The organism is Burkholderia sola, from assembly GCF_905400185.1.
GTDB lineage: Bacteria > Pseudomonadota > Gammaproteobacteria > Burkholderiales > Burkholderiaceae > Burkholderia > Burkholderia sola.
In genome coordinates, this window is the sequence record NZ_FR989676.1 from 2,528,983 (window position 1) to 2,549,306 (window position 20,324).

Sequence of the window (20,324 nt, forward strand, 5' to 3'; positions counted from 1 at the left end):
CTCCGTATGGTTCTTTGCGGCGAATCGCTACGCGCCCGTTACACGCCCCAGCGCGGGACGTGATGCGAACCCATCGAGATGCACACGTTCTTGATCTCCGCGAACACCTCGAAACTGTACTCGCCGCCCTCGCGCCCGGTGCCCGATTCCTTCACGCCGCCGAACGGCTGGCGCAGGTCGCGCACGTTCTGGCTGTTCACGAACACCATCCCGGCCTCGATGCCGCGCGCGAGCCGATGCACCTTGCCGACGTCCTGCGTCCAGATGTACGACGCGAGGCCGTACGCCGTATCGTTCGCGAGCCGCAGCCCTTCGTCTTCGTCGTCGAACGGGATGATGCACGCGACCGGCCCGAAGATCTCTTCCTGCGCGATGCGCATCCGGTTGTCGACGTCGGCGAACACGGTCGGCCGCACGAAGTTGCCGTTGCGCAGATGATCGGGCAGCCCGGCCGGCTTGTCCGCGCCGCCCGCGACCACGCGCGCGCCTTCCTGCTCGCCGATGCGGATATAGCCCGTCACCTTTTCCCAGTGCTGGCGCGTGATCATCGCGCCGAGATTCGTGCCCGGATCGGCCGGATCGCCGACCACCAGGTTGTTCGCGCGGCGCGCGAATTCCTGCACGAAGCGGTCGTAGATCGTGCGCTGCACGAAGATCCGCGAGCCCGCGGTGCAACGTTCGCCGTTGATCGAGAAGATCGTGAATAGCGACGCGTCGAGCGCGCGGTCGAAATCGGCGTCGTCGAAGATCAGCACCGGCGACTTGCCGCCGAGCTCCATCGAATACTTCTTGAGGCCCGCGCGCTCCATGATCCGCTTGCCGGTGACCGTGCCGCCGGTAAACGACACCGCGCGCACGTCAGGATGCCGCACGAGCGCGTCGCCGGCCGTCGCGCCGTAACCCTGCACGACGTTCAGCACACCGGGCGGAATGCCGGCTTCGAGCGCGAGCCGGCCGAGCTGGTCGGCCGTCAGCGGCGACAGCTCCGACATCTTCAGCACGGCCGTGTTGCCGAGCGCGAGACATGGCGCCGTTTTCCACGTGGCCGTCATGAACGGCACGTTCCACGGCGACACCAGCGCACACACGCCGACCGGCTGGTACAGCGTGTAGTTCAGCATCTGGTCGTCGACCGGATAGGTGCGGCCGTTCATCTGCACGCACACTTCCGCGAAGAAGTTGAAGTTCTCGGACGCGCGCGGAATCAGCTGCTTGCTCGTCTGCGCAATCGGCAGCCCGGTGTCCTGCGTCTCCAGCGCCGCGAGCATCGGCACGTTCTTCTCGATCAGCTCGCCGAGCTTGCGCATCAGCTTCGCGCGCGCCTTCGCCGGCGTGTTCGCCCATTTCGGGAACGCATCTTTCGCCGCGCGCACGGCCGCGTCGACCTCGGCCTCGCCGCCCGATGCGACGTCGGTGATGACGTCGCCCGTCGCCGGGTTCAGCGTCGTGAAAGTGTCGCGGCTCTCCACTTTGCGGCCGCCGATCCAGTGCTTGATGGTCATGTGCTCTCCTTCCTTGGCGACGGCCTCAGCCGGCGCGATAGTAGTCCGCTTCGCCGACGATCGTGTTCACGAGCCGGCCGATTCCTTCGATTTCGGTCACGACCTCGTCGCCCGGCTGCGTGTCCGCCAGCCCCTCGGGCGTGCCGGTCAGGATCAGGTCGCCCGGCGAGAGCGTCATGAAGCTGCTGATGTGCTCGATCAGCGCCGGCACGTCGAACACCATGTCGCGCGTGCTGCCGCGTTGCGTCTCGCGGCCGTTCACGGTCGTGCGCAGCGTCAGGTCGGCAGCGTCGCCGATCTCGTCGCGGCTGACGAACCACGGCCCGAGCGGCGTGCAGGTGTCGCGGTTCTTCACGCGCAGGTTCGGGCGGTAGTAGTTTTCGAGGTAATCGCGGATCGCGTAGTCGTTCGCGACCGTATAGCCGGCCACGTAGTCGATCGCCTGCGCGCGGCTCACGTGACGCGCCGGGCGGCCAATCACGACGGCCAGTTCGCACTCGTAGTGCATGTGCGTGGCGTCCGCCGGGCGCACGGTCAGCGACCGGTGACCGACGAACGTGTTCGGCCCCTTCAGGAAGATCAGCGGCTCGCTCGGCGCGTTGAACGCGAGTTCCTTCGCATGGTCGGCGTAGTTCAGGCCGAGCGCGAACGTCGTGCGCGGCGCGACGGGCGGCAGCCACACCACGGCATCCTCCGCCACCACGCGCCCCGTATCGATGCGGATCGCGCCGTCGCCGGCCGGTTCGGCCGCATGCAGTGCGCCGTTGTAGATCACGCGCGCCGTCTTCATCGTGCTTCCTCCGCCATCAGCGTATGCCGCAGCGTGCCGATGCCGGCCGCGGCGATCTCGATCGTACTGCCCGCGCGGGCATGCGGTGCGCCGCCCGCGACGCCGAGCAGCAGCACGTCGCCCGCGTCGAACGACATGAAGGCCGTCACGTCGGCGATCAGCTCGCGCACCGGGCGAATCAGCGTCGCGGTCGACGCGGACGCAGCCACCTTGCCGTCGATCCGCACCGTCAGCCCGATCGCGTCGACATCGGCGAGCGCGGCGGCCGGCACGATCGCCGGGCCGAGCGGGCAGAAGCCGTCACGGCACTTGAAGCGCACGGCCGGACGGTAGTAATCGGGGTGCGGCACCGATACGTCGCTCGCGAGCGTGAAGCCGTGCACGTAGTCGAGCGCCCGCGCGGCCGCGACGCGCGTCGCGCGCCGCGCGAACACGACGGCCACCGACGCACCGATTTCCAGCGCGTCGACGCCGGCCGGCACGACGACGGCGGCGCCATCGGCCGCATGCGTGTTGGCCGATTTGATGTACAGGACCGGCGCCTGCGGCGGACGGCCGTAAGGCGGTGCGTTCACGGCGTCGCCGAGTGCGGCGAGCGCCCCGCGCTCGTTGAGCAGCGCGCCGTAGACGGTACCGATGGCGACCGGCAACGGCGGCGCCGCGGCGGTCGTGCAAGACAGCTCCATGCGTCATTCCCCTGCCGCGCGTCGCGGCGCATCATCAATAGTTAATATCTTAAGTAAACAATCGGGCGCTGACAACCTCGATTACCCTGATACGCGAAATTCATCAGCTTCGGCTGTTAAGATTGATGCGTCCCCGTCCTCTGCTCACCCCGATGAACCGTACGCTCGACCATCGCAACCTGGCCATGCTGCTGCTCGAGGCCCGCGAAACGCTGATGGGCCTGTTTCGCCCCATTCTCAAGGAATTCTCGCTGACCGAACAGCAATGGCGGATCATCCGCGTGCTTGACGGCGAACCGGCGCAGGCGCTCGAAGCCGGGCAGATCGCGAAACGCTGCTGCATCCTGAGCCCGAGCCTGACCGGCGTGCTGGAACGGATGGAGCGCGACGGCCTGATCACGCGCACGCGCGCGCAGGAGGATCAGCGCCGGCTGCTGGTCAGCCTGACGCCGCAAAGCAGGAAACTGGTGACGGAAATCGGTCCGCGCATCGACGAGCAATATCGTCAGCTCGAAGCGCGATTCGGCGAGGACGGCCTCGACGACATCTACCGCGCGCTCGACCGGCTCATCGAGCTCGGCAACCAGGCATGAAGACGGCGCCCGCGCCCGCCATGGGCGGGAACGGGCGCCGGGGCGATGCGACCGGTTAGTGGATCGCGCCGCGCATCAGCTCGGTCACCGCCACGCCGCGCGACGTGCGCATGCACTCCTCGACGTAATCGATGAACGGCAGCGGCTCGAAATCGATTTCGTCGCGCACGCGGCGATTGTCGAACACGCGATCGACCGTCGCGAATTCGCCGCAGCGCTGCAGCGCCCGGCCGATCACGCGCTCGAGCGCCGGATCGGGCCGCCCGAGCACGTCGCGCACGACGAGCGGCAGTTCGGCCGGCGCGCATGCCGCGTAGCGCGGCGCGCCGGTCATCCCCGCCGCCTCGTCCATCGCGCGCACGATCTGCGCGACCTGCGGCGCCTCGTCGCCGGCCGACACATGATAGACGTCGTGCGCGAGCGTCGGCTTGACGGCCAGCAGCATCGTCGCGCGCGCCACGTCGTCCACCGACACGATGTCGATGCGCGTCATCGGCCGCGCGGTGAAGCGACGCGCCGCATGCGCGAGCCGGAACATCCAGAACGAATTCGGCGCGGGCCGCGTACCGAGCACCGTATGGCCGACCACGTGCGACGGCCGCACGACGACGAGCGGCAGTCCGAGCGCGCGCAGGCGCTGCTCCGTCTCCGCCTTCGCGTGCAGATAGTCGGCCGCGAGCACCGCGCCCGGCAGGCCGTCGCCGGCCCGCGGCACGACGTCGTTCCCCGCGCGCTCCGCCTCTTCCTGCACGATCCCGCCGCGGCCCGCATGCGCGTAAGCGGTGCCGACGTACACGAAGCGTTGCAGGCGCGGCGCGCGCGCAAAGCGCTCGGCGAAGCGCACCGCATCGGCGATGTCGGCCCGCAGGTGCGCGCCGTCGGCCGGCGACGCATGGCCCGCGCAATGAATCACGTGCGTCGCGCCGGCCAGGCGCGACGCATCGGCGCCGTGCCACACATCGCCGAGCGCGCCGACGATCACGTTCGCGTCGGTCAGGCGCGACGCCCAGTACGGCGTGAGCCCCGCGCGCAACGCGGCTTCACGCAGCCGCGCGACCGCATGGCCGCGGTCCCGCGCGCGCACGACGCAGGCGATGCGTTCGAGCAGCCCTGCATTGACGAGCGCCGTCAGCACGGTACTGCCGATGAAGCCGGTGGCGCCGGTCAGCACCAGCCGTCCGACGTTCGCCGCCGCGACCGGTGCGCTGGCCGGCGACACGAGGCTCGTCCGCCAGTTGAGCGACAACGCGGTTTTCCAGATCAGCACGATAGTCTCCTTCGAAGAATCGGCCGGGGCGGCGCGGCGCCCGCGGTTGCGGGCGCCGCCCGGCTCGCCGGCCGGGCCGGGGCCGACGCGGGCCCCGGCGGCTCCCGATCGGGCGTGCGGCCTGCGATCGCGTCGATCGCGCTCTGGCACGAGGCGGCGGCAGCCGGCGCGGACGGGCGTCCGCGGCACAGGATCGGGGAAGTTCCCAGTGTGGGGCCCGACCGCATGCAAGTCTGTCCCGAAAGTTTCGTGAAAGTGTGCCGATTTGTACGCGATTGTCGGAGTGTGTCGTGCCGGTCGGCTGATTAAAACGACGAAACGTTCGGTCGGCTGCATTCGACCGGTGCCGAAACGCGCCGATCGACCCGGTCGCGATGGCAGCCGGTGCGCGACAGATCGACGCGGCCGGCGGCCCTGTCATCCCATGTCTGGACCGCGGCGCGTGCCCGACCGGCCACGGCCATCGCCGGTATCGCGCGCCTGTGCTGACGCGTCGGGAATGACCATGAATCGTCAGACGTCCTTTCATCTGGAATCGAAATGGGCTCAATATAAATTTATTGCGGATTATCACTTGCGTTTCACACCAGTCTATCTAGACTGTTCAAGTTCAAACGGTCGAATGTGTCTTTTTTTAAGGAGACGATGCAATGCGCCTCACCATTCGGATTAATGGCAGCGAATCGGCAACCCGGCATTCCTTCGCAGTCTTGTGGGTCGATACCGACGAGGGTCTGTGGTCGCGCGAGGCACATCAGGGCATCGACCTTCCGACCTGGGGCAAGGTCCGCGACATCGAGGGCGCGATGGCGCTCTGTGCAGCCGACAGCGGCAATGCCGTCTGTCAACTGAAGGGGCTGTCGTTCGATGCGATGCGCCGCGAACAGGGCCCCGCGGTGCTCGCCGGCGATCATCCCGACGGCGCATGGCGCCTGCAGGCGGTCGATACCTGCACGACCCAGCCGGAATACCGGGAATTTATTTCCGTTGCCCGCTAGGTATTATTGACATGAATCGTCTGCGGTTTTCGGGTTTATTCCGGCAGTAGTGATATTCATTTCGATATTCAGCATGAATGGCGCCTCCGTTCGAGGCGCTTTTTATTTTCGAGATTAGAGAAATTATCGTCGCGCGGGCAATTGATCGCGCGTCGGAACGGTCGCGATCGCGCGATGGCGGAGACCGCGTGTCCGGCTCCGCTCGCGACGGATCGCCCGTGTTTCATCCTCCGCAGCCGCCGCGGCATCCTGCGTCGCCCCCTTTGCTGCGCTTTCCTCCCTTTTCCAGACGGCCTACCCTTCGTCTTTTTGCGGGGCCGGACCATACTTTCCTCACACGGTGTTTACTCATTTATTACAATCGCATTATTCAGACTGACCCACCGCCGCACGGCGGCCCGACCCGGCCATTGCATGAGCGTGAAAAAGAAGACCCACCCCGCCGATCCGTACGCGGCGGCGACCAAGAATCCGATGCTCGCCGCGCGCCTGCCGATGTGGCGCTCGCGGCTGATCGTGGTCGTCGTGTTCCTCGCGTTCGCCGCGCTGATCGCGCGCGCGTTCTGGGTGCAGGTCGCGAACCAGGATTTCTACGTCGGCCAGGGCCAGAAGCGCTATCAGCGCACGATCGAGCTCGACGCGATGCGCGGACGCATCGTCGACCGCAACGGAGCGATGCTCGCGGTCAGCCTGTCGACCTATGAAATCTGGGCGAACCCGAAACAGGTCGCCGACACCGATTACCCGCAAATCGCGAAGCTGCTCGACCTGCCGCTCGCCGAGGTGAAGCGGCGTCTCGGCAACGACAAGACGTTCGTGCTGCTCAAGCGGCAGGTCGACGCGGACACCGCCAGCCGGCTCGACAAGCTCGCGATCGACGGCATCACGCAAATCGCCGACTCGAAACGCTTCTACCCGGAAGGCGAATCGGCCGCGCACGTGGTCGGCTTCACGAACGTCGAGGACAAGGGCCAGGAAGGCGTCGAGCTCGCGGCGAATGCGCGCCTGCAGGGCACGTCCGGCCAGCGCGAGGTGATCCGCGACCGGCTCGGCCGCATCGTGTCGGACACGCGCCCGCTCGTCCCCGCGCAGCACGGCGCGACGATCGAACTGACGATCGACCGCCGCATCCAGCAACTCGCGTTCAGCCAGCTCAAGGCGGCCGTGATCGAGAACAATGCGCTGGCCGGCAGCGTCGTCGTGCTCGACGCGCAGAACGGCGAGATCCTCGCGCTCGCGAACTATCCGACCTTCGACCCGAACGACCGCGCCCGCCTCACCGGCCAGCAATTGCGCAACCGCGCGGTGATCGACACGTTCGAACCGGGCTCGACGATCAAGCCGCTCGTCGTCGCGCTGTCGATCGACGAGCGCAAGGTCACGCCGAACACGATCATCAACACGTCGCCGGGCACCTACAAGATCGGCCCGGCGGTGATCCACGACACGTCGAACCACGGGTCGCTAACGGTGTCGCAAGCGCTGCAGAAATCGAGCAACGTCGCGCTCGCGAAACTGGCGCTCAACTTGCCCGCCGAAACGATCTGGAACAAATACCAGGAGTACGGGATCGGCCGCGCGCCGGAACTGACGTTCCCGGGCGTTGCGTCGGGCCGGCTGCGCGGCTACAAGCGCTGGCGGCCGATCGAGCAGGCGACGATGGCGTACGGCTACGGGTTGTCGATGTCGCTGCTGCAGATCGCGCAGACCTACACGGCCTATGCGGGCGACGGCACGCTGCACCCGGTGTCGCTGCTGAAGAACGGCACCGACCAGCAGACGATCGACGCGCACCGCGGCCACCGCGTGACGTCGCCGCAAACGGCCGCCGCGATTCGCTCGATGCTCGAGATGGCGGTCGGCGAAGGCGGCACGGGGCGCCGCGCGCGCGTCGACGGCTACCGGATCGGCGGCAAGACGGGGACCGCGCGCAAGCAGGTCGGCGCGAGCTACGCGAAGGGCAAGTACCGCGCGCTGTTCGCGGGGATGGCGCCGATGAGCAACCCGCGCCTGATCGTCGCGGTGATGATCGACGAGCCACGCGGCAAGGGGTACTACGGCGGCACGGTGGCGGGCCCGGTGTTCGCGTCGGTCACGAGCGGCTCGCTGCAGTTGCTCGGCGTGCCGCCCGATGCGCCGGTCGAACCGGAAAAGAATGCACCGGCGCAGGCCGCCGCGCCGCAGAAGACGGTCGGGGCGCCGAAACCGGCGGCATCGTTGAAGACGGCCGCGCAATCCGGCACTCCCGCGCCCGCGAAGGCCGCTACCGCAGGCTGACGATGCGAGGCGCGATGCCGCGCGCCGTCAATGCGCGGCCGCGACCGGCTTCGCCATCCGGCCGAGCACGTGCTCGGTCATCCCGCGCGCGAGTTCGGTCTCGCCCATGAATACGGTGCCGATGCCCTCGCTCGACAGCAGCGCGGCCTCGTCGCCGCTGTTCGTGCACAGCACGACCTCGAGCGTCGGGTTGAGCGTGCGCGAGATCTCGACGATCTGCCGCACGTCGAACACGTCGGGCAGCGTGACGACCAGCATCCCGGCGCGCGCGATATGCGCCTGCACGAGCACGATCGGCTCGATCGCGTCGCCCGACACGGCCGCGGTGCCGTCCGCGCGCAGCTTCTCGACGAGCTCGCGATTCTGCTCGACGACGACATAGGCGATCCCGCGCTCGTCCAGCGCATGCGCGATCCGCGTGCCGACCTTGCCGTAGCCGACGATCACGACCTGCCCGGTCAGATGCGTCTGCGGCGTCGACATCGGCAGCGCGGCGAGCGGATCGTCGCGCGCCTCGAGCTTGCGCGCGAACGCCGAATGCTTGCGAATCCATGCGAGCGCCGGATCGATCATCGCGAACAGCAGCGTGTTCATCGCGATCGAGATCAGCGCGACCGCGAGAATCAGGCTCTGCCCCTCGGCCGACAGCAGCCCGAGCGCACGTCCGAGCCCCGCGAGGATGAACGAGAATTCGCCGATTTGCGCGAGACCCGCGCCGACCGTCAGCGCGGTGTTCAGCGGATAGCGGAACGCGATCACGAGCGCGACCGCCGCGAGCGTCTTGCCGACCAGCACGATCGCCGCGACCTCGATCACGTGCAGCGGCTCCTCGATCAGCACCTTCGGGTCGAACAGCATGCCGACCGAGATGAAGAACAGCACCGAGAACGCGTCGCGCAACGGCAGCGTCTCGTCGGCCGCGCGCCGGCTGAACTCCGACTCGCGCATCATCATTCCCGCGAAGAACGCGCCGAGCGCGAACGACACGTCGAACAGCTTCGCCGCGCCGAACGCGATGCCGACCGCCGCGGCAATCATGCAAAGCGTGAACAATTCGCGCGAACCCGTGCGCGCGACGAGCCACAGAATGCGCGGGAACACGCGCTTGCCGACCACCAGCATCAGCGCGATGAACGCGGCGACCTTCAGCATCGTGACGCCGAGCGTGCCCCACACGCTGCCGCCGGCCGCATGCGCGTCGCCGGGCGGCGTGCCGCCGAGCAGCCCCGCCACCGGCGGCAGCAGCACCAGCACGAGCACCATCACGAGATCCTCGACGACCAGCCAGCCCACCGCGATGCGCCCGTTGACCGTCTCGACGAGCCCGCGCCCTTCGAGCGCGCGCAGCAGCACGACGGTACTCGCGACCGACAGCGCGAGCCCGAACACGAGCGCCGCACCGAGGCTCCAGCCCCAAGTGAGCGCGAGCCCGCCGCCGAGCAGCGTCGCGACGGTGATCTGGACGATCGCCCCCGGCAGCGCGATCTTGCGCACCGCGAGGAGATCGCCGAGCGAGAAATGCAGGCCGACGCCGAACATCAGCAGCATCACGCCGACTTCGGCGAGCTGCTGCGCGAGCGACAGATCGCCGACGAAACCGGGCGTGCCGGGGCCGATCACGATCCCGGCGAGCAGATAGCCGACGAGCGGCGGCATTTTCAGCAGCGACGCGAGGTAACCGAAGATCATCGCGAGACCGAAACCGGCCGCGAGCAACGCAATCAGGCTAACGTCATGAGGCATCCCCCCTCCCAAGCTCTTGTAACTATTTAGTAAGGTTCAAGAGTGAAAGGATAAGGGATGAGGCGGAAGAATGGCGCGCAGCCGCGAAAATTTCACGCCGCTGCGCGCGGTGCGGGGTACAACCCCGGCGAAGGGAAAGGCGTCGCGCGGACCCGCCGCGCGTGGGCGCCGCCCCAGCAGCAGGCGGGGCCCGCGTCCCGCCGCTCCGGTCAGCGCGACGCTTGCGGGAACCGCGCGCCCGGCGGCGGCTCGGGCCGCGTCGACGGCACGCTCTTGCGCACCTTCGCGACCTGCGCGGCCGTCACCGGCGCGCCCGTGTTGCCCCAGCTCGTGCGCACGAAGTTCGACACGTCCGCGACTTCCTGGTCCGACAGCCGCCAGCCGAACGGCGGCATCGTGAAGGTCGACGGCGCGGTGCGCGTGCCCTGCAGCGCGCTGCCTTCCAGCACGACGTGGATCAGCGACGTCGGGTCGTCGCCCTGCACGACCGGGTTGCCGGCGAGCGCCGGGAACACGCGCGTGTAGCCGTGCCCGTCGCTGCGGTGGCAAGCCATGCAGTTGTCGCGATAGACGGCCGCGCCCGGCTTGCTCGCGTCGCCGGTCTGCAGCGCCTTCGCCGCGGCCGCGTCGTACACGTGCGGCCGCTCGCCCTGCACGCGCGGCGGCAACGTCTTCAGGTAGCGCGCGATCGCGTTCAGGTCGTCGTCGGTCATGTGCTGCATGCTGTGGCCGACCACGTCCGTCATCCCGCCGAACGCGGCCGTGCGCAGCGTGCGGCCGGTCTTCAGGAACTGCACGATCTCGGTTTCGTTCCACGTGCCGAGGCCGGTGCGCGGCTCGCCGCGCAGGCTCGTCGGCACCCAGCCGTCGATCGCCGCGCCGCCGGCCAGGAAGTCGAGGCCATCGGCGTCGGTCAGGCCGCGCTCCTGCATCGTTGGCGCGCGCGGCGTGTGGCACGCGCCGCAGTGGCCGAGCCCCTGCACCAGATATGCACCGCGCGCGACGACCGGGTCGGGGTACGACGCCGCGTCGAACGGCTTCGGCGACGGCGCGAACAGCTTGCGCCAGATGCCGAGCGGCCAGCGCATCGACAGCGGCCACACGATGTCGACCTTGCGGTTCTCGTGCTCGACCGGCGCGACGCCGTGCATGAAGTACGCATACAGCGCCTTCATGTCGTCGTCGGTCAGCCGCGCGTACGACGGGAACGGCATCGCCGGATACATCGTGTCGCCGTTCTTGCGCACGCCTTCGCGCACCGCACGCGTGAAGTCGTCGTAGGTCCAGCCGCCGAGGCCCGTCTTCGCGTCCGGCGTGATGTTCGTCGAGTAGATCGCGCCGATCGGCGTGTCGAATTTCAGCCCGCCCGCGAACGGCTTGCCGCCGCTCGCGGTGTGGCAGGCGATGCAGTCGCCTGCGCGCGCAAGATATTCGCCGCGCTTGACGAGGGCCGCGTCGGCCGACTGGGCGGCAGGTGCGGCCGCCGGGCCCGAAGCCGCGGTCGGCGCGGACGCCGGCTGTGCGAACGCGGTTCCACCCGCGAGGCCGAATGCCGCCCATGCCGAGCCGATCGCCAGCGCGCGCCGCAGCGGAGAAACGCGGCGCGCGGCGTTGTGGTGGTTCATCGTCCTCTTCATACGGTCACCAGCGGGGCGGGATTTTTCAGGTATTGCTCGCGAATCGCGCGGGCCGACCAGTAGGCCAGCGCCGCGATGATCCCGGTCGGGTTGTAGCCGATGCCCTGCGGCAGCGCCGATGCGCCCATCACGAACACGTTGTGCACGTCCCAGCACTGCAGGTAGCGGTTCAGCACGCTCGTCTTCGGGTCGGTGCCCATGATCGCGCCGCCGACGAGGTGGGTCGTCTGGTACTGGCGCGAGTCGAAATGCTTGCCGAACTCGCGCGTCGACACGCCGATCGCCTTCGGCCCCATCGCTTCCGCGATCTTCTTCATCTGGCCGGTCACGTACTGCGCCATCTTGATGTCGTTGTCCTTCCAGTCGAACGTCATCCGCAACAGCGGCTGGCCGTACGAATCGCGATAGGTCGGATCGAGGTCGAGATACACGTCGCGGTACGACATGTTGGTGCCGTGCGCATCCATCGAGATCGTGTGCGCGTAGTTGTCCTTGACGGCCTTCTTCCACGCCGAGCCCCACTGCGGCGTGCCGGGCGGCGTCGCGATGCCGCTGATCGGCTTCACGCCGGCCTGGTTCACCCACAGCGGCGAGCCGCCGACGAAACCGAGCGGGCCGTGGTCGAAGTTGTCCGCGTTGAAGTCGTCCACCGCGACGCCGTTGCCGCCCGCGCCGATGAACGGATTCGTGTAGGTATCCTTGTCGAAGAACGCCTTGATCGTCGACAGGTTCTGGTAGGCGAAATTGCGGCCAACCACGCCTTCGCCCGAGATCGGGTCGTACGGCTTGCCGATGCCCGACAGCAGCAGCAAGTGCACGTTGTGATACTGGAACGCGGCCACGATCACGAGATCGGCCGGCTGGTGCACCTCGCGCCCGGCCGGATCGACGTAGGTCACGCCGGTCGCCCGCTTCTTCGTGTCGTCGAGGTCGACGCGCAGCACATGGCACTTCGAGCGCAGCTCGAAGTTCGGCGCCTGCTTCAGCGCGGGCAGGATGTTCAGGTTCGGCGACGCCTTCGAATACATGTAGCACGCGTAGCCGCTGCAGTAGCCGCAGAAGTTGCACGGGCCCATCTGCACGCCGTACGGGTTCGTGTACGGGCCCGACGTGTTCGCCGACGGCAGCCTGTACGGATGCAGCCCGAGCGAGTGCGCGGCATCGAAGAAGCGTTGCGCCGAATACGTGTTGAGCTGCGCGGGCAGCGGGAAATTGTCGCTGCGGTTCGCCTCGAACACGTTGCCGTCGCCGACCACCTTGCCGCCGACCTTGTACGCCTGCCCCGACGTGCCGAACACCTTCTCGGCGAAATCGAAATGCGGCTCGAGCTCGTCGTACGTGACGCCCGTATCCTGGATCGTCATCCCTTCGGGGATGAACTTCTTGCCGTAGCGCTCTTCATAGTGGCTGCGCAGGCGCAGCTCTTCCGGCGTGATCCGGAAGTGCACGCCCGACCAGTGCAGCCCCGCACCGCCGACGCCTTCGCCCGGCAGGAACGCGGCGAGCTGCCGGTACGGCAGCGCGGTGTCCTGCAGGCCGTGGCGGATCGACACGGTCGTCTTCGACAGGTCGAGGAACAGCTTCTTGCGGATGTTGTAGGTCAGCTCGTCGATCGTGTTCGGATACGCGCCGTCCGGGTAGGTGTCGCGATATTCGCCGCGCTCGAGCGCGACGACGTTCAGGCCCGCTTCGGTCAGTTCCTTCGCGAGTATCGCGCCGGTCCAGCCGAAACCGACGATTACCGCATCGACATGCGGCTTCTTGTCTGCGGCCATCAGCTGCGCTCCCCGTTGATCGAGACGGGGCCGTACGGATAGGGCTTGCCGCTCTGGTTGACGAAATCCATGAAGTCCGCGCGCGCGCCCGGGAAACCGATCATCTTCCACGCGGCCATGTCGCGATTGCCGCCATGCACCGGATCGCAGAAGTAGCCTTCGCGCGTGTTCTGCAGCAACTGGCCGAGGAACAGGCCGGGCGGGACGTCGTCGATCTGCGCGCCGCCCTTCTCCAGCGCGCCGAGCACGGCGTCGCGCGTCGGCGCGTCGAGATCCGCGAACGCCTTGCCGTGCGCCTTTTCGCAATAGCGGTTGACCGCCGCGATGCCGAGCCGGTAGATGTCGCGCGGCACCAGCTTCAACTGGTAGCCGAGCTCCGGCACGCCCTGCTGGAACGGCCCCTGCATGTACCACGTCGCGCCGTGCGCATACGGCGTCTCCATCTGGCGATCGATGAATTCGGGCACGCCCGCTTCGAGCGCGCCGGGGCCTTCGGCGTCGGCCGGAATCAGCCGGTCGACCGCGGCCTGGACGAACGCCCATTCCTTCGCATCGAAAAAGGTCGGCTTGTACGGCGCGCGGTCGGCGCCGGCCGACGCAGCGGACGCGTTGCCGGCCGTCGTCGCGGACGGCGACGACGACGAGCGCAGGTCGCAGCCGGCGACCGACGCGATCGGCACGAGCGCGACCGATGTGCGCAGGAAACGGCGACGCGAATTGGGTTTGTCAGGTGACGTGGACATGGTCGGATGTTGATCGTTGGGGATCGGGGTTCGGACGCGCGCATTCCGCATGCCGCGTGCCCGGCAGGCAGCCGTGCCGCAGGCGGCCGGTTGCCCTGTTCTTTCGTGTGTTGCGCACAACCTCGATGCTGGCGGCCGGCCGCGATTCGCGGGGACGCCCTCGTTGCGGCCGCGCGGCGCCCCGGATGCCGGCGGCGCGCTGCGCGGATCGACCTCATTGCGGGCCTATCGTCGGACAAATACCGGCATCGGCCTGCATCTGTCCGTCATCGCCCATGACCCTTGTTCAACTTAGACGTCGCGTCTGCCCACGGCAAGCGCAACGCGCACGACCTCTTTCGGGTCCGGCGACGAGTGCGGGCGAATTATAGCTGGAACCGGTTCCATTGCCAGGGGGTTCAATGCAATTCAGTGCATCGAAATTAGCAACAATGGGAAATTCGGAAACCGGAATGTGCAAGGATGGCGAGATAGCGGACAGCTTCCCGGCCGGGCGGACGATCAGCTGCGGCGCGCGCGTGTCGCTTTCCGGCGACGTCCGGACAGATGACGGTATCGAGTTGCAGCGCGCTCTGGTAGCCTCCGCAACTCATGAATACCGAGAAAAACAAACAGCCGGCGCCCGATGCGACCGGCATCAGCAAATATCTGAGCTACCTGCTGCGCCACGAGCCGCAGGCCATCGGCCTCCAACTGGACGCCGATGGCTGGGCCGACATCGACGAACTGATCGCCGGCGCCGCCCGTCACGGAGGCCAGCTCGATCGCGCGACGATCGAAAGCGTGTGCGCAACCAGCGACAAGCAGCGCTTCGCGCTGTCGGATGACGGTCAACGCGTCCGCGCGGTACAGGGTCATTCGACGGCCGCCGTGCAGCGCCAATATCCGGCCGCGCAACCGCCCGAGCGCCTCTATCACGGCACGGCGACGCGCTTCCTCGATTCGATTCGCGCGCAAGGGCTGAAACCCGGCGCCCGTCATCACGTACACCTGTCGGCGGACGTCCGCACGGCGCTGGCCGTCGGTGCGCGCTACGGCGTGCCCGCGATCCTCGAAGTCGATGCGCGGCGCATGCATCGGCAAGGCCATACGTTCTTCGTCGCCGAAAACGGCGTCTGGCTGACCGATGCCGTGCCAGCCGAATACGTAGCGTTGATCGACGATACGCGCACGGAGTGAGCCGTGCGCCGGCCGCCACTCACCACGGCCAGAACATCGACGCGATCGACAACGCCAGCGCCGCGCACAGCGGCGAGTAATACAGCGTGTCCATCCTCGCGAAACGCGACCCGCGAATCCGCTTGAAGAAGCCGACGTAGCGGAAATCACCGACGGCCCGCACCGCGAAGATCAATGCGAGCGCAACGACCGCGAACGCGATCGTGCAGGGATACGCGTTGCGCCCGAGCCAGCCGGCACGCGCGGCGACCACGCCTGCGCCGCCCAGCAGTGCCGCCGCGACGGCAAGCGTGCCGACGGCAGTCGGCCGCAACAGCGGTACGCCGTCCTGCTCCGGAATGGCCGCACGCTTGCCCAGCCGGCCGCCGAACGCCCAGTAGACGTGCACGAGCGCGATGGCGCAAAGCGTCGGCACGCTGAAATACGCACCTGTCATGTCGATCGATGTCCTCGTCCCGTTGTGTTGCCGAAAGGATTCGGCACGCGGCCCCGGCCCGCGCCACGCACGACGATACCGAAACCCGGCCACGCGCGCATTGCGACGTCCGGTCGCAACCGGTCGCCGCGCATGCTGCGCTGCAGTGCGGATGCGTCGTCGCGCGAGCCGGCTGCTTGACTTCCCTCCGCGCACCACTACGCTGTTATTCCAGTACTGCGATCGGCACGCCGCTGTGCAACCGGCTGCCCGCACGACGACGATAACGAAGGCCATGGAGGCGACTCATGCTGATCGGTGTGCCGAAAGAGATCAAGAACCACGAATACCGCGTCGGCCTCACGCCGGCCGGCGCGCGCGAACTCACGCGGCACGGCCATCGCGTGCTCGTGCAGCGCGGCGCGGGCACGGCGATCGGCCTGCTCGACGACGACTACACGGCCGCGGGCGCATTGCTCAGCGACGGCGCGGACGAAATCTTCGCGCGCGCCGACATGATCATCAAGGTCAAGGAGCCGCAGCCGGCCGAATGCGCGATGCTGCGGCGCGGCCAGATCCTCTACACGTATCTGCATCTCGCGCCCGATCCCGATCAGGCCGCCGCGCTCGTGAAATCCGGCGCGGTCTGCATCGCCTACGAAACCGTGACGGGCCCCGGCGGCGGCCTGCCGTTGCTCGCACCGATGAGCGAAGTCGCGGGGCGCATGTCGATCCAGGTCGCGGCGACCCACCTCGAAAGCCCGCGCGGCGGCCGCGGCGTGCTGATGGCCGGCGTGCCGGGCGTGCCGGCCGCGCACGTCGTCGTGCTCGGCGCGGGTGTGGTGGGCACCGGCGCGCTGCAGATGGCGGTGGGCCTGGGTGCGCGCGTCACCGTGCTCGACACCAACGTGAACCGGCTGCGCCAGCTCGATCTCGTGTTCGCCAACCGGATCGCGACCGTCTGCTCGAATGCGCATACGGTCGACGAAGCCGTGCGCGATGCCGACGTCGTGATCGGCGCCGTGCTCGTGCCGGGCGCATCGGCGCCGCGGCTCGTCACGCGCGACATGATCGCGACGATGCGCAAGGGGGCGGTCGTCGTCGACGTCGCGATCGACCAGGGCGGATGCTTCGAGACTTCGCATGCGACCACGCATGCTGCGCCGACCTTCGTCGTCGACGGGGTGGTCCACTACTGTGTCGCGAACATGCCCGGCGCGGTCGCGCGCACGTCGACCTTTGCGCTGAACAATGCAACGCTCGGCCATGCGCTCGCGCTCGCCGACAAGGGCTGGAAACAGGCGATGCTCGACGATCCGCATCTGCGCGCGGGCCTGAACGTGTGCGACGGCCATATCACGTACGAAGCGGTCGCGCAGGCGCTCGGGCTGCCCTACGTCCCGGCGACCGGCGTACTCGGATGAGCTTGCCGGCATGAGTCGAACGCGTCGCGGCCGGGCGCGACGCGTTCACGCACCCTTCGACCGGCTCCGCTGCGTGCCGCTGCCGCCGGTGCTGCCCGCACCGCCCATCGTGCGCGCCAGCAGTGGCTGCGGTTGCGCGAGCGTGCGCGTGTTCAGCACGTCATGCCGCGTCAGCCAGCCGCGCCCGATCGACGGAATCTTCCCGGGATTGTCGCCGTTCGCGATCATCGTCCGGATGTCGCGGCCATGGTCGGCGAGCGTACGCACGCACGACGTCAGAGCGATGCGCGCGGGGTCGTCGCGTAGCGCCGCTCGTAGAGCGACTGGCAATGCGTGCAGCGTTCGGCGGTCGGGCGCGCCAGCAGGCGCTCGTAGCCGACCGAGCCGTCGCAGTCGATGCATTCGCCGTAACTGCCGTCGCGCATCCGCTGCTGCGCGCGGCCAACCGCGCGCAGCTCGGTCAGCTTCATGCCGATCAACGCATGGTCGACGTCGACGAAGAGGTCCGCATTCGCCTCGTCGCCCTCGTCCGGCGCCGCGCCGGCAAGCTCCGCATAGGATTCCGACGCGCGCTGGTCTTCGCTCGCGCGGATCTCCGCACGCAGCGCCTGCTCGCTCTCGTTCAGCCGCTGCTTCAGCGTCTGCCGTTGTCGTGGGTCGAGCGACATGGCCGTCTCTCCTGTTCCGGGTTCCGCGCGAAACAAGAGCGGCGCGCGGTATCGCACCGGTGCGCGGCGCGCAGGCATGACCTGCGCGGTCGCATCCGGATGGGCGGCCGGACGCGAAACGCCGGACGCATTCGACGCAGGATAAACCCATTGAACACGCGTGTGTTGACCGGAATCAGCGTGCCGTTCACGCAGCGGCAGCGGTGCGGAAACTGGGGACGGACGCGCAATCCCCGCCTTGCGGCGCGGGCGGCGCAGCGCGTCGGCACACCCGCAGCGCAGCAATTTCCCGTGCGGTCGCCGCGGTTCTTTCCGCGCCCGCGGACCGGCATCGCGCGGTCGATACGATCGCTCGCGCAGCGCTGCTGCAATCATTCGGGATCCTCAGAACGCGTTGCGCCCGATGAAGCCGCGCACCACCGTCAGCAGGATGATCTTGATGTCGAACCAGAAGCTCCAGTTCTGCATGTAGAACAGATCGAACTTCACGCGCGCCGCCATCGCCTCGACCTTGCGCGTTTCACCGCGATAGCCGTTCACCTGCGCCCATCCGGTGATGCCGGGCCGTACGCGGTAGCGGTACATGTAACAGTCGATCAGTTGCCGATACAAGTCGTCGTGTTCGATCGCGTGCGGACGCGGGCCGACCACCGACATCTGCCCGAACAGCACGTTGAAGAACTGCGGCAACTCGTCGAGCGACGTGCGCCGCAGGAACGCGCCGACGCGCGTGATGCGCGAATCGTTGCGCGACGCCTGCCGCACGACGCCCGGCTGCACGCGATGCACGCGCATCGTCCGGAACTTCAGGATGTCGAACTCGCGGCCGTCGACGCCCTTGCGGCGCTGCCTGAACAGCACGGGCCCCGGCGACGACAGCTTGACCGCGATCGCGAGCATCGTCAGCAGCGGCAGCAACGGAATCAGCACGCCGAACGCGAACAGCCGGTCGAACGCGAACTTGGCCCACAGCTCAGGCGCGGAGCGCGGCGTGGTCGCGAGATTGATCGCCGGCATGCCGAGCACGTCGGTCGCGGAACGATCGACGACCGCCATCTGCCGCACGTCGGGCAACAGCCGCAACTCGACGAACTCGTCGCGCAACTCGCGCACGATCCGCTGGATCCGCCACTCGTGCGACATCGGCAGCGTGAGCCATACCTCGTCGATGTCGCCGCCGCGAATCCGCTCGCGCAACGCGTTCCAGTCGTCGATCACCGGTACGCCGCCGATGCCGCCCGCGGCGGCCGGCGCATCGTCGTCGAACACGCACGCGGCCGCGAACGGGCCGTTCGGCGCGAGCTGCATCCGCTCGATCGCCACGCGCCCGTAAGCCGTTGCGCCGACGATGGCGACGCGGCGCTGCCGCGCACGCGGGTCGCCACGCGTCAGCGCGAACGCCAGCAGCGCCGCGCGGCCGAGCAGCAGCGCCGCGTCGCCGGCCAGCACCGTGCGCGCGATCCAGCGGGTCGTCACGGTGCCGCCGCGATTCATGATCCACATCGTGCCGGCAACCGTCAGCACGCTCGCGCACACCACGGCCACCAGCGTGTGTGTCAACACGTGCGCACCGCCCCGCACCGCCACGCCGCCGCGCACGGTGCGCAGGTAGCGCGGCAGCAGCGCCACCGTCAGCACGCACAGCAGTGCGATCGCGCCGCGCTGCGCGTCGGACAGCGCATGCCAACCGAGCCCCGACGCCGCCTGCGCGGCGAGCGCCCCGGCCAGCACGAGCACGACGTCGGCCGCCGCGATCGCGGCACGCCGGATCGCATTCGTTCCACCGGACATCGACTGCATCGTCACGCACCATGCGCGGGGAATCCGCGGTACGCGTCCGGCATGCGCGGGCGAATCGTCGCCGGCCTCGCATGCTCGCGCGTGCCGAGCAACCGCCGATAGTCGGCGCGAATCAGGCTGTAGCATTCGCACGCGTGATGTTCGAGGCCGTCGCGGTCGAGCACCGTGATGCGGCCGCGGCGTTGTCGGATCAGCCCGGCTTCCTGCAGGTTCCCGGCCGCTTCCGTCACGCCTTCGCGCCGCACGCCGAGCATGTTCGCGATCGTCTGCTGCGTGACGGCCAGCTCGTCGCCGTCGATCCGGTCGTGCGCGAGCAGCAGCCAGCGGCTGAGCTGCTCGCTGACCGAGTGATGCCGGTTGCACAGCGCGCTGCGCGAGATCTGCGCCATCGTCGCCTGGCAGATGTTGAGCAACAGCCGGTAGGTCTGCGCCGACCGCTCGAATTCGGCGCGCATCACGCAACTCGGCACGCGATAGGCCATTCCGCCGATGCGCACTTCGACCCGGCTCGACGCGGCGATACCGCCGACCAGCGTCCCCAGCCCGACCACACCCTCGCGGCCGACCACCGCCACCTCGACCATCGCACCGTCCTCCATCAGGTGCTGCACCGACATCATCGCCGTCGTCGGAAAATGCAGATGACGCATCGGCTCGCCGACCCGGTCGAGCATCCCGGCCTTGATCCTGACCAGTTCGAGATGCGGGGCGATGGCGCGGATGCTGTCCTCCGGGAGGGCAGCAAGAATGGCGTTCGCCGAATAGCTCGAGTGAAGATGAAGCATGTCTGTATCCCTTTTATCGTCCGCGCCGCCAGCGGCAGGCAC

General features: G+C 68.2%; 18 protein-coding genes. 5 read left to right on the forward strand and 13 right to left on the reverse strand.

Features of this window, described 5'->3' with window-relative positions:
* Positions 1-38: 38 nt before the first annotated feature.
* From hpaE to KR541_RS27775, 3 genes are read right to left on the reverse strand one after another with little or no spacing between them, the layout of a single operon-like run.
* Complete coding sequence (hpaE, locus tag KR541_RS27765) at positions 39-1,502, reverse strand: 5-carboxymethyl-2-hydroxymuconate semialdehyde dehydrogenase (protein ID WP_216089925.1); 1,464 nt, start codon at positions 1,500-1,502, stop codon at positions 39-41.
* Between the two features lie 25 nt (positions 1,503-1,527).
* Positions 1,528-2,292, reverse strand: coding sequence for a fumarylacetoacetate hydrolase family protein (locus tag KR541_RS27770; protein WP_050010894.1), 765 nt, complete (start codon positions 2,290-2,292; stop codon positions 1,528-1,530).
* Positions 2,289-2,978 (reverse strand): fumarylacetoacetate hydrolase family protein, encoded by a 690-nt coding sequence (locus tag KR541_RS27775; protein ID WP_050010893.1) that lies wholly within the window; start codon positions 2,976-2,978, stop codon positions 2,289-2,291. The genes KR541_RS27770 and KR541_RS27775 overlap by 4 nt, the downstream gene beginning before the upstream one ends.
* A 152-nt stretch (positions 2,979-3,130) precedes the next feature.
* Between KR541_RS27775 and hpaR the strand changes: the two genes are divergently transcribed.
* A complete protein-coding gene (gene hpaR / locus KR541_RS27780) occupies positions 3,131-3,571 on the forward strand; it encodes a homoprotocatechuate degradation operon regulator HpaR (protein ID WP_050010892.1) in 441 nt (146 codons plus the stop codon).
* Positions 3,572-3,626: 55 nt separating this feature from the next.
* Here hpaR and KR541_RS27785 read toward each other — a convergent pair whose 3' ends face one another.
* A complete protein-coding gene (locus KR541_RS27785) occupies positions 3,627-4,838 on the reverse strand; it encodes an SDR family oxidoreductase (RefSeq protein WP_050010891.1) in 1,212 nt (403 codons plus the stop codon).
* 650 nt (positions 4,839-5,488) lie between these two features.
* Between KR541_RS27785 and KR541_RS27790 the strand changes: the two genes are divergently transcribed.
* Both KR541_RS27790 and KR541_RS27795 read left to right on the forward strand, forming a co-directional pair.
* Positions 5,489-5,836, forward strand: a complete 348-nt coding sequence (locus KR541_RS27790; RefSeq protein ID WP_050010890.1) for a DUF3564 family protein — start codon at positions 5,489-5,491, stop codon at positions 5,834-5,836.
* A 414-nt stretch (positions 5,837-6,250) separates the two neighbouring features.
* A complete protein-coding gene (locus KR541_RS27795) occupies positions 6,251-8,113 on the forward strand; it encodes a peptidoglycan D,D-transpeptidase FtsI family protein (protein WP_050010889.1) in 1,863 nt (620 codons plus the stop codon).
* 27 nt (positions 8,114-8,140) lie between these two features.
* On the opposite strand, the gene KR541_RS27800 is transcribed toward KR541_RS27795, so the two are convergent.
* From KR541_RS27800 to KR541_RS27815, 4 genes are all read right to left on the reverse strand, one after another.
* Positions 8,141-9,856 carry a cation:proton antiporter domain-containing protein gene (locus tag KR541_RS27800; RefSeq protein ID WP_050010888.1) on the reverse strand — a complete coding sequence of 572 codons (1,716 nt, stop codon included), beginning with the start codon at positions 9,854-9,856 and terminating at the stop codon, positions 8,141-8,143.
* A 209-nt stretch (positions 9,857-10,065) separates the two neighbouring features.
* A complete protein-coding gene (locus KR541_RS27805; RefSeq protein ID WP_176015332.1) occupies positions 10,066-11,493 on the reverse strand; it encodes a c-type cytochrome in 1,428 nt (475 codons plus the stop codon).
* Positions 11,490-13,268, reverse strand: coding sequence for a GMC family oxidoreductase (locus KR541_RS27810; RefSeq protein ID WP_011547848.1), 1,779 nt, complete (start codon positions 13,266-13,268; stop codon positions 11,490-11,492). Before KR541_RS27810 ends, KR541_RS27805 begins: the two co-directional genes overlap by 4 nt.
* The gene (locus tag KR541_RS27815; RefSeq protein WP_050010884.1) at positions 13,268-14,011 is read right to left on the reverse strand and encodes a gluconate 2-dehydrogenase subunit 3 family protein; all 744 of its coding nucleotides are present in this window, start codon (positions 14,009-14,011) and stop codon (positions 13,268-13,270) included. The genes KR541_RS27810 and KR541_RS27815 overlap by 1 nt, the downstream gene beginning before the upstream one ends.
* A gap of 591 nt (positions 14,012-14,602) precedes the next feature.
* Between KR541_RS27815 and KR541_RS27820 the strand changes: the two genes are divergently transcribed.
* Positions 14,603-15,190: an RNA 2'-phosphotransferase gene (locus KR541_RS27820; RefSeq protein ID WP_216089926.1), complete on the forward strand. Its 588-nt coding sequence runs from the start codon at positions 14,603-14,605 to the stop codon at positions 15,188-15,190.
* 19 nt (positions 15,191-15,209) lie between these two features.
* Here the strand turns inward: KR541_RS27820 and KR541_RS27825 are convergent, their stop codons facing one another.
* Positions 15,210-15,626, reverse strand: a complete 417-nt coding sequence (locus KR541_RS27825) for a DUF3995 domain-containing protein (RefSeq protein WP_050010881.1) — start codon at positions 15,624-15,626, stop codon at positions 15,210-15,212.
* A 287-nt stretch (positions 15,627-15,913) separates the two neighbouring features.
* Here KR541_RS27825 and ald point away from each other — a divergent pair, with 287 nt between their 5' ends.
* A complete protein-coding gene (gene ald / locus KR541_RS27830) occupies positions 15,914-17,029 on the forward strand; it encodes an alanine dehydrogenase (protein WP_050010880.1) in 1,116 nt (371 codons plus the stop codon).
* Between the two features lie 45 nt (positions 17,030-17,074).
* Here ald and KR541_RS27835 read toward each other — a convergent pair whose 3' ends face one another.
* The 4 genes from KR541_RS27835 to KR541_RS27850 all read right to left on the reverse strand — a co-directional run bounded on the left by KR541_RS27835 (position 17,075) and on the right by KR541_RS27850 (position 20,282).
* Positions 17,075-17,296: a hypothetical protein gene (locus tag KR541_RS27835; RefSeq protein WP_050010878.1), complete on the reverse strand. Its 222-nt coding sequence runs from the start codon at positions 17,294-17,296 to the stop codon at positions 17,075-17,077.
* An 8-nt stretch (positions 17,297-17,304) separates the two neighbouring features.
* Positions 17,305-17,697 carry a TraR/DksA family transcriptional regulator gene (locus tag KR541_RS27840; RefSeq protein WP_050010876.1) on the reverse strand — a complete coding sequence of 131 codons (393 nt, stop codon included), beginning with the start codon at positions 17,695-17,697 and terminating at the stop codon, positions 17,305-17,307.
* Between the two features lie 384 nt (positions 17,698-18,081).
* Positions 18,082-19,488, reverse strand: coding sequence for an undecaprenyl-phosphate glucose phosphotransferase (locus KR541_RS27845; protein WP_050011086.1), 1,407 nt, complete (start codon positions 19,486-19,488; stop codon positions 18,082-18,084).
* 11 nt (positions 19,489-19,499) lie between these two features.
* Positions 19,500-20,282, reverse strand: coding sequence for a Crp/Fnr family transcriptional regulator (locus tag KR541_RS27850; protein WP_050010874.1), 783 nt, complete (start codon positions 20,280-20,282; stop codon positions 19,500-19,502).
* Positions 20,283-20,324: the final 42 nt, after the last annotated feature.

Excerpts from the sequence above, each read along its gene's own strand:
- KR541_RS27815 (WP_050010884.1), bottom strand. The coding sequence starts at position 14,011 with ATGTCCACGTCACCTGACAAACCCAATTCGCGTCGCCGTTTCCTGCGC.
- KR541_RS27770 (WP_050010894.1), bottom strand. The coding sequence starts at position 2,292 with ATGAAGACGGCGCGCGTGATCTACAACGGCGCACTGCATGCGGCCGAA.
- hpaR (WP_050010892.1), top strand. The coding sequence starts at position 3,131 with ATGAACCGTACGCTCGACCATCGCAACCTGGCCATGCTGCTGCTCGAG.
- KR541_RS27840 (WP_050010876.1), bottom strand. The coding sequence starts at position 17,697 with ATGTCGCTCGACCCACGACAACGGCAGACGCTGAAGCAGCGGCTGAAC.
- hpaE (WP_216089925.1), bottom strand. The coding sequence starts at position 1,502 with ATGACCATCAAGCACTGGATCGGCGGCCGCAAAGTGGAGAGCCGCGAC.
- KR541_RS27790 (WP_050010890.1), top strand. The coding sequence starts at position 5,489 with ATGCGCCTCACCATTCGGATTAATGGCAGCGAATCGGCAACCCGGCAT.
- KR541_RS27795 (WP_050010889.1), top strand. The coding sequence starts at position 6,251 with ATGAGCGTGAAAAAGAAGACCCACCCCGCCGATCCGTACGCGGCGGCG.
- KR541_RS27820 (WP_216089926.1), top strand. The coding sequence starts at position 14,603 with ATGAATACCGAGAAAAACAAACAGCCGGCGCCCGATGCGACCGGCATC.
- KR541_RS27825 (WP_050010881.1), bottom strand. The coding sequence starts at position 15,626 with ATGACAGGTGCGTATTTCAGCGTGCCGACGCTTTGCGCCATCGCGCTC.
- KR541_RS27805 (WP_176015332.1), bottom strand. The coding sequence starts at position 11,493 with ATGAAGAGGACGATGAACCACCACAACGCCGCGCGCCGCGTTTCTCCG.
- ald (WP_050010880.1), top strand. The coding sequence starts at position 15,914 with ATGCTGATCGGTGTGCCGAAAGAGATCAAGAACCACGAATACCGCGTC.
- KR541_RS27810 (WP_011547848.1), bottom strand. The coding sequence starts at position 13,268 with ATGGCCGCAGACAAGAAGCCGCATGTCGATGCGGTAATCGTCGGTTTC.
- KR541_RS27800 (WP_050010888.1), bottom strand. The coding sequence starts at position 9,856 with ATGCCTCATGACGTTAGCCTGATTGCGTTGCTCGCGGCCGGTTTCGGT.
- KR541_RS27775 (WP_050010893.1), bottom strand. The coding sequence starts at position 2,978 with ATGGAGCTGTCTTGCACGACCGCCGCGGCGCCGCCGTTGCCGGTCGCC.
- KR541_RS27850 (WP_050010874.1), bottom strand. The coding sequence starts at position 20,282 with ATGCTTCATCTTCACTCGAGCTATTCGGCGAACGCCATTCTTGCTGCC.
- KR541_RS27845 (WP_050011086.1), bottom strand. The coding sequence starts at position 19,488 with ATGTCCGGTGGAACGAATGCGATCCGGCGTGCCGCGATCGCGGCGGCC.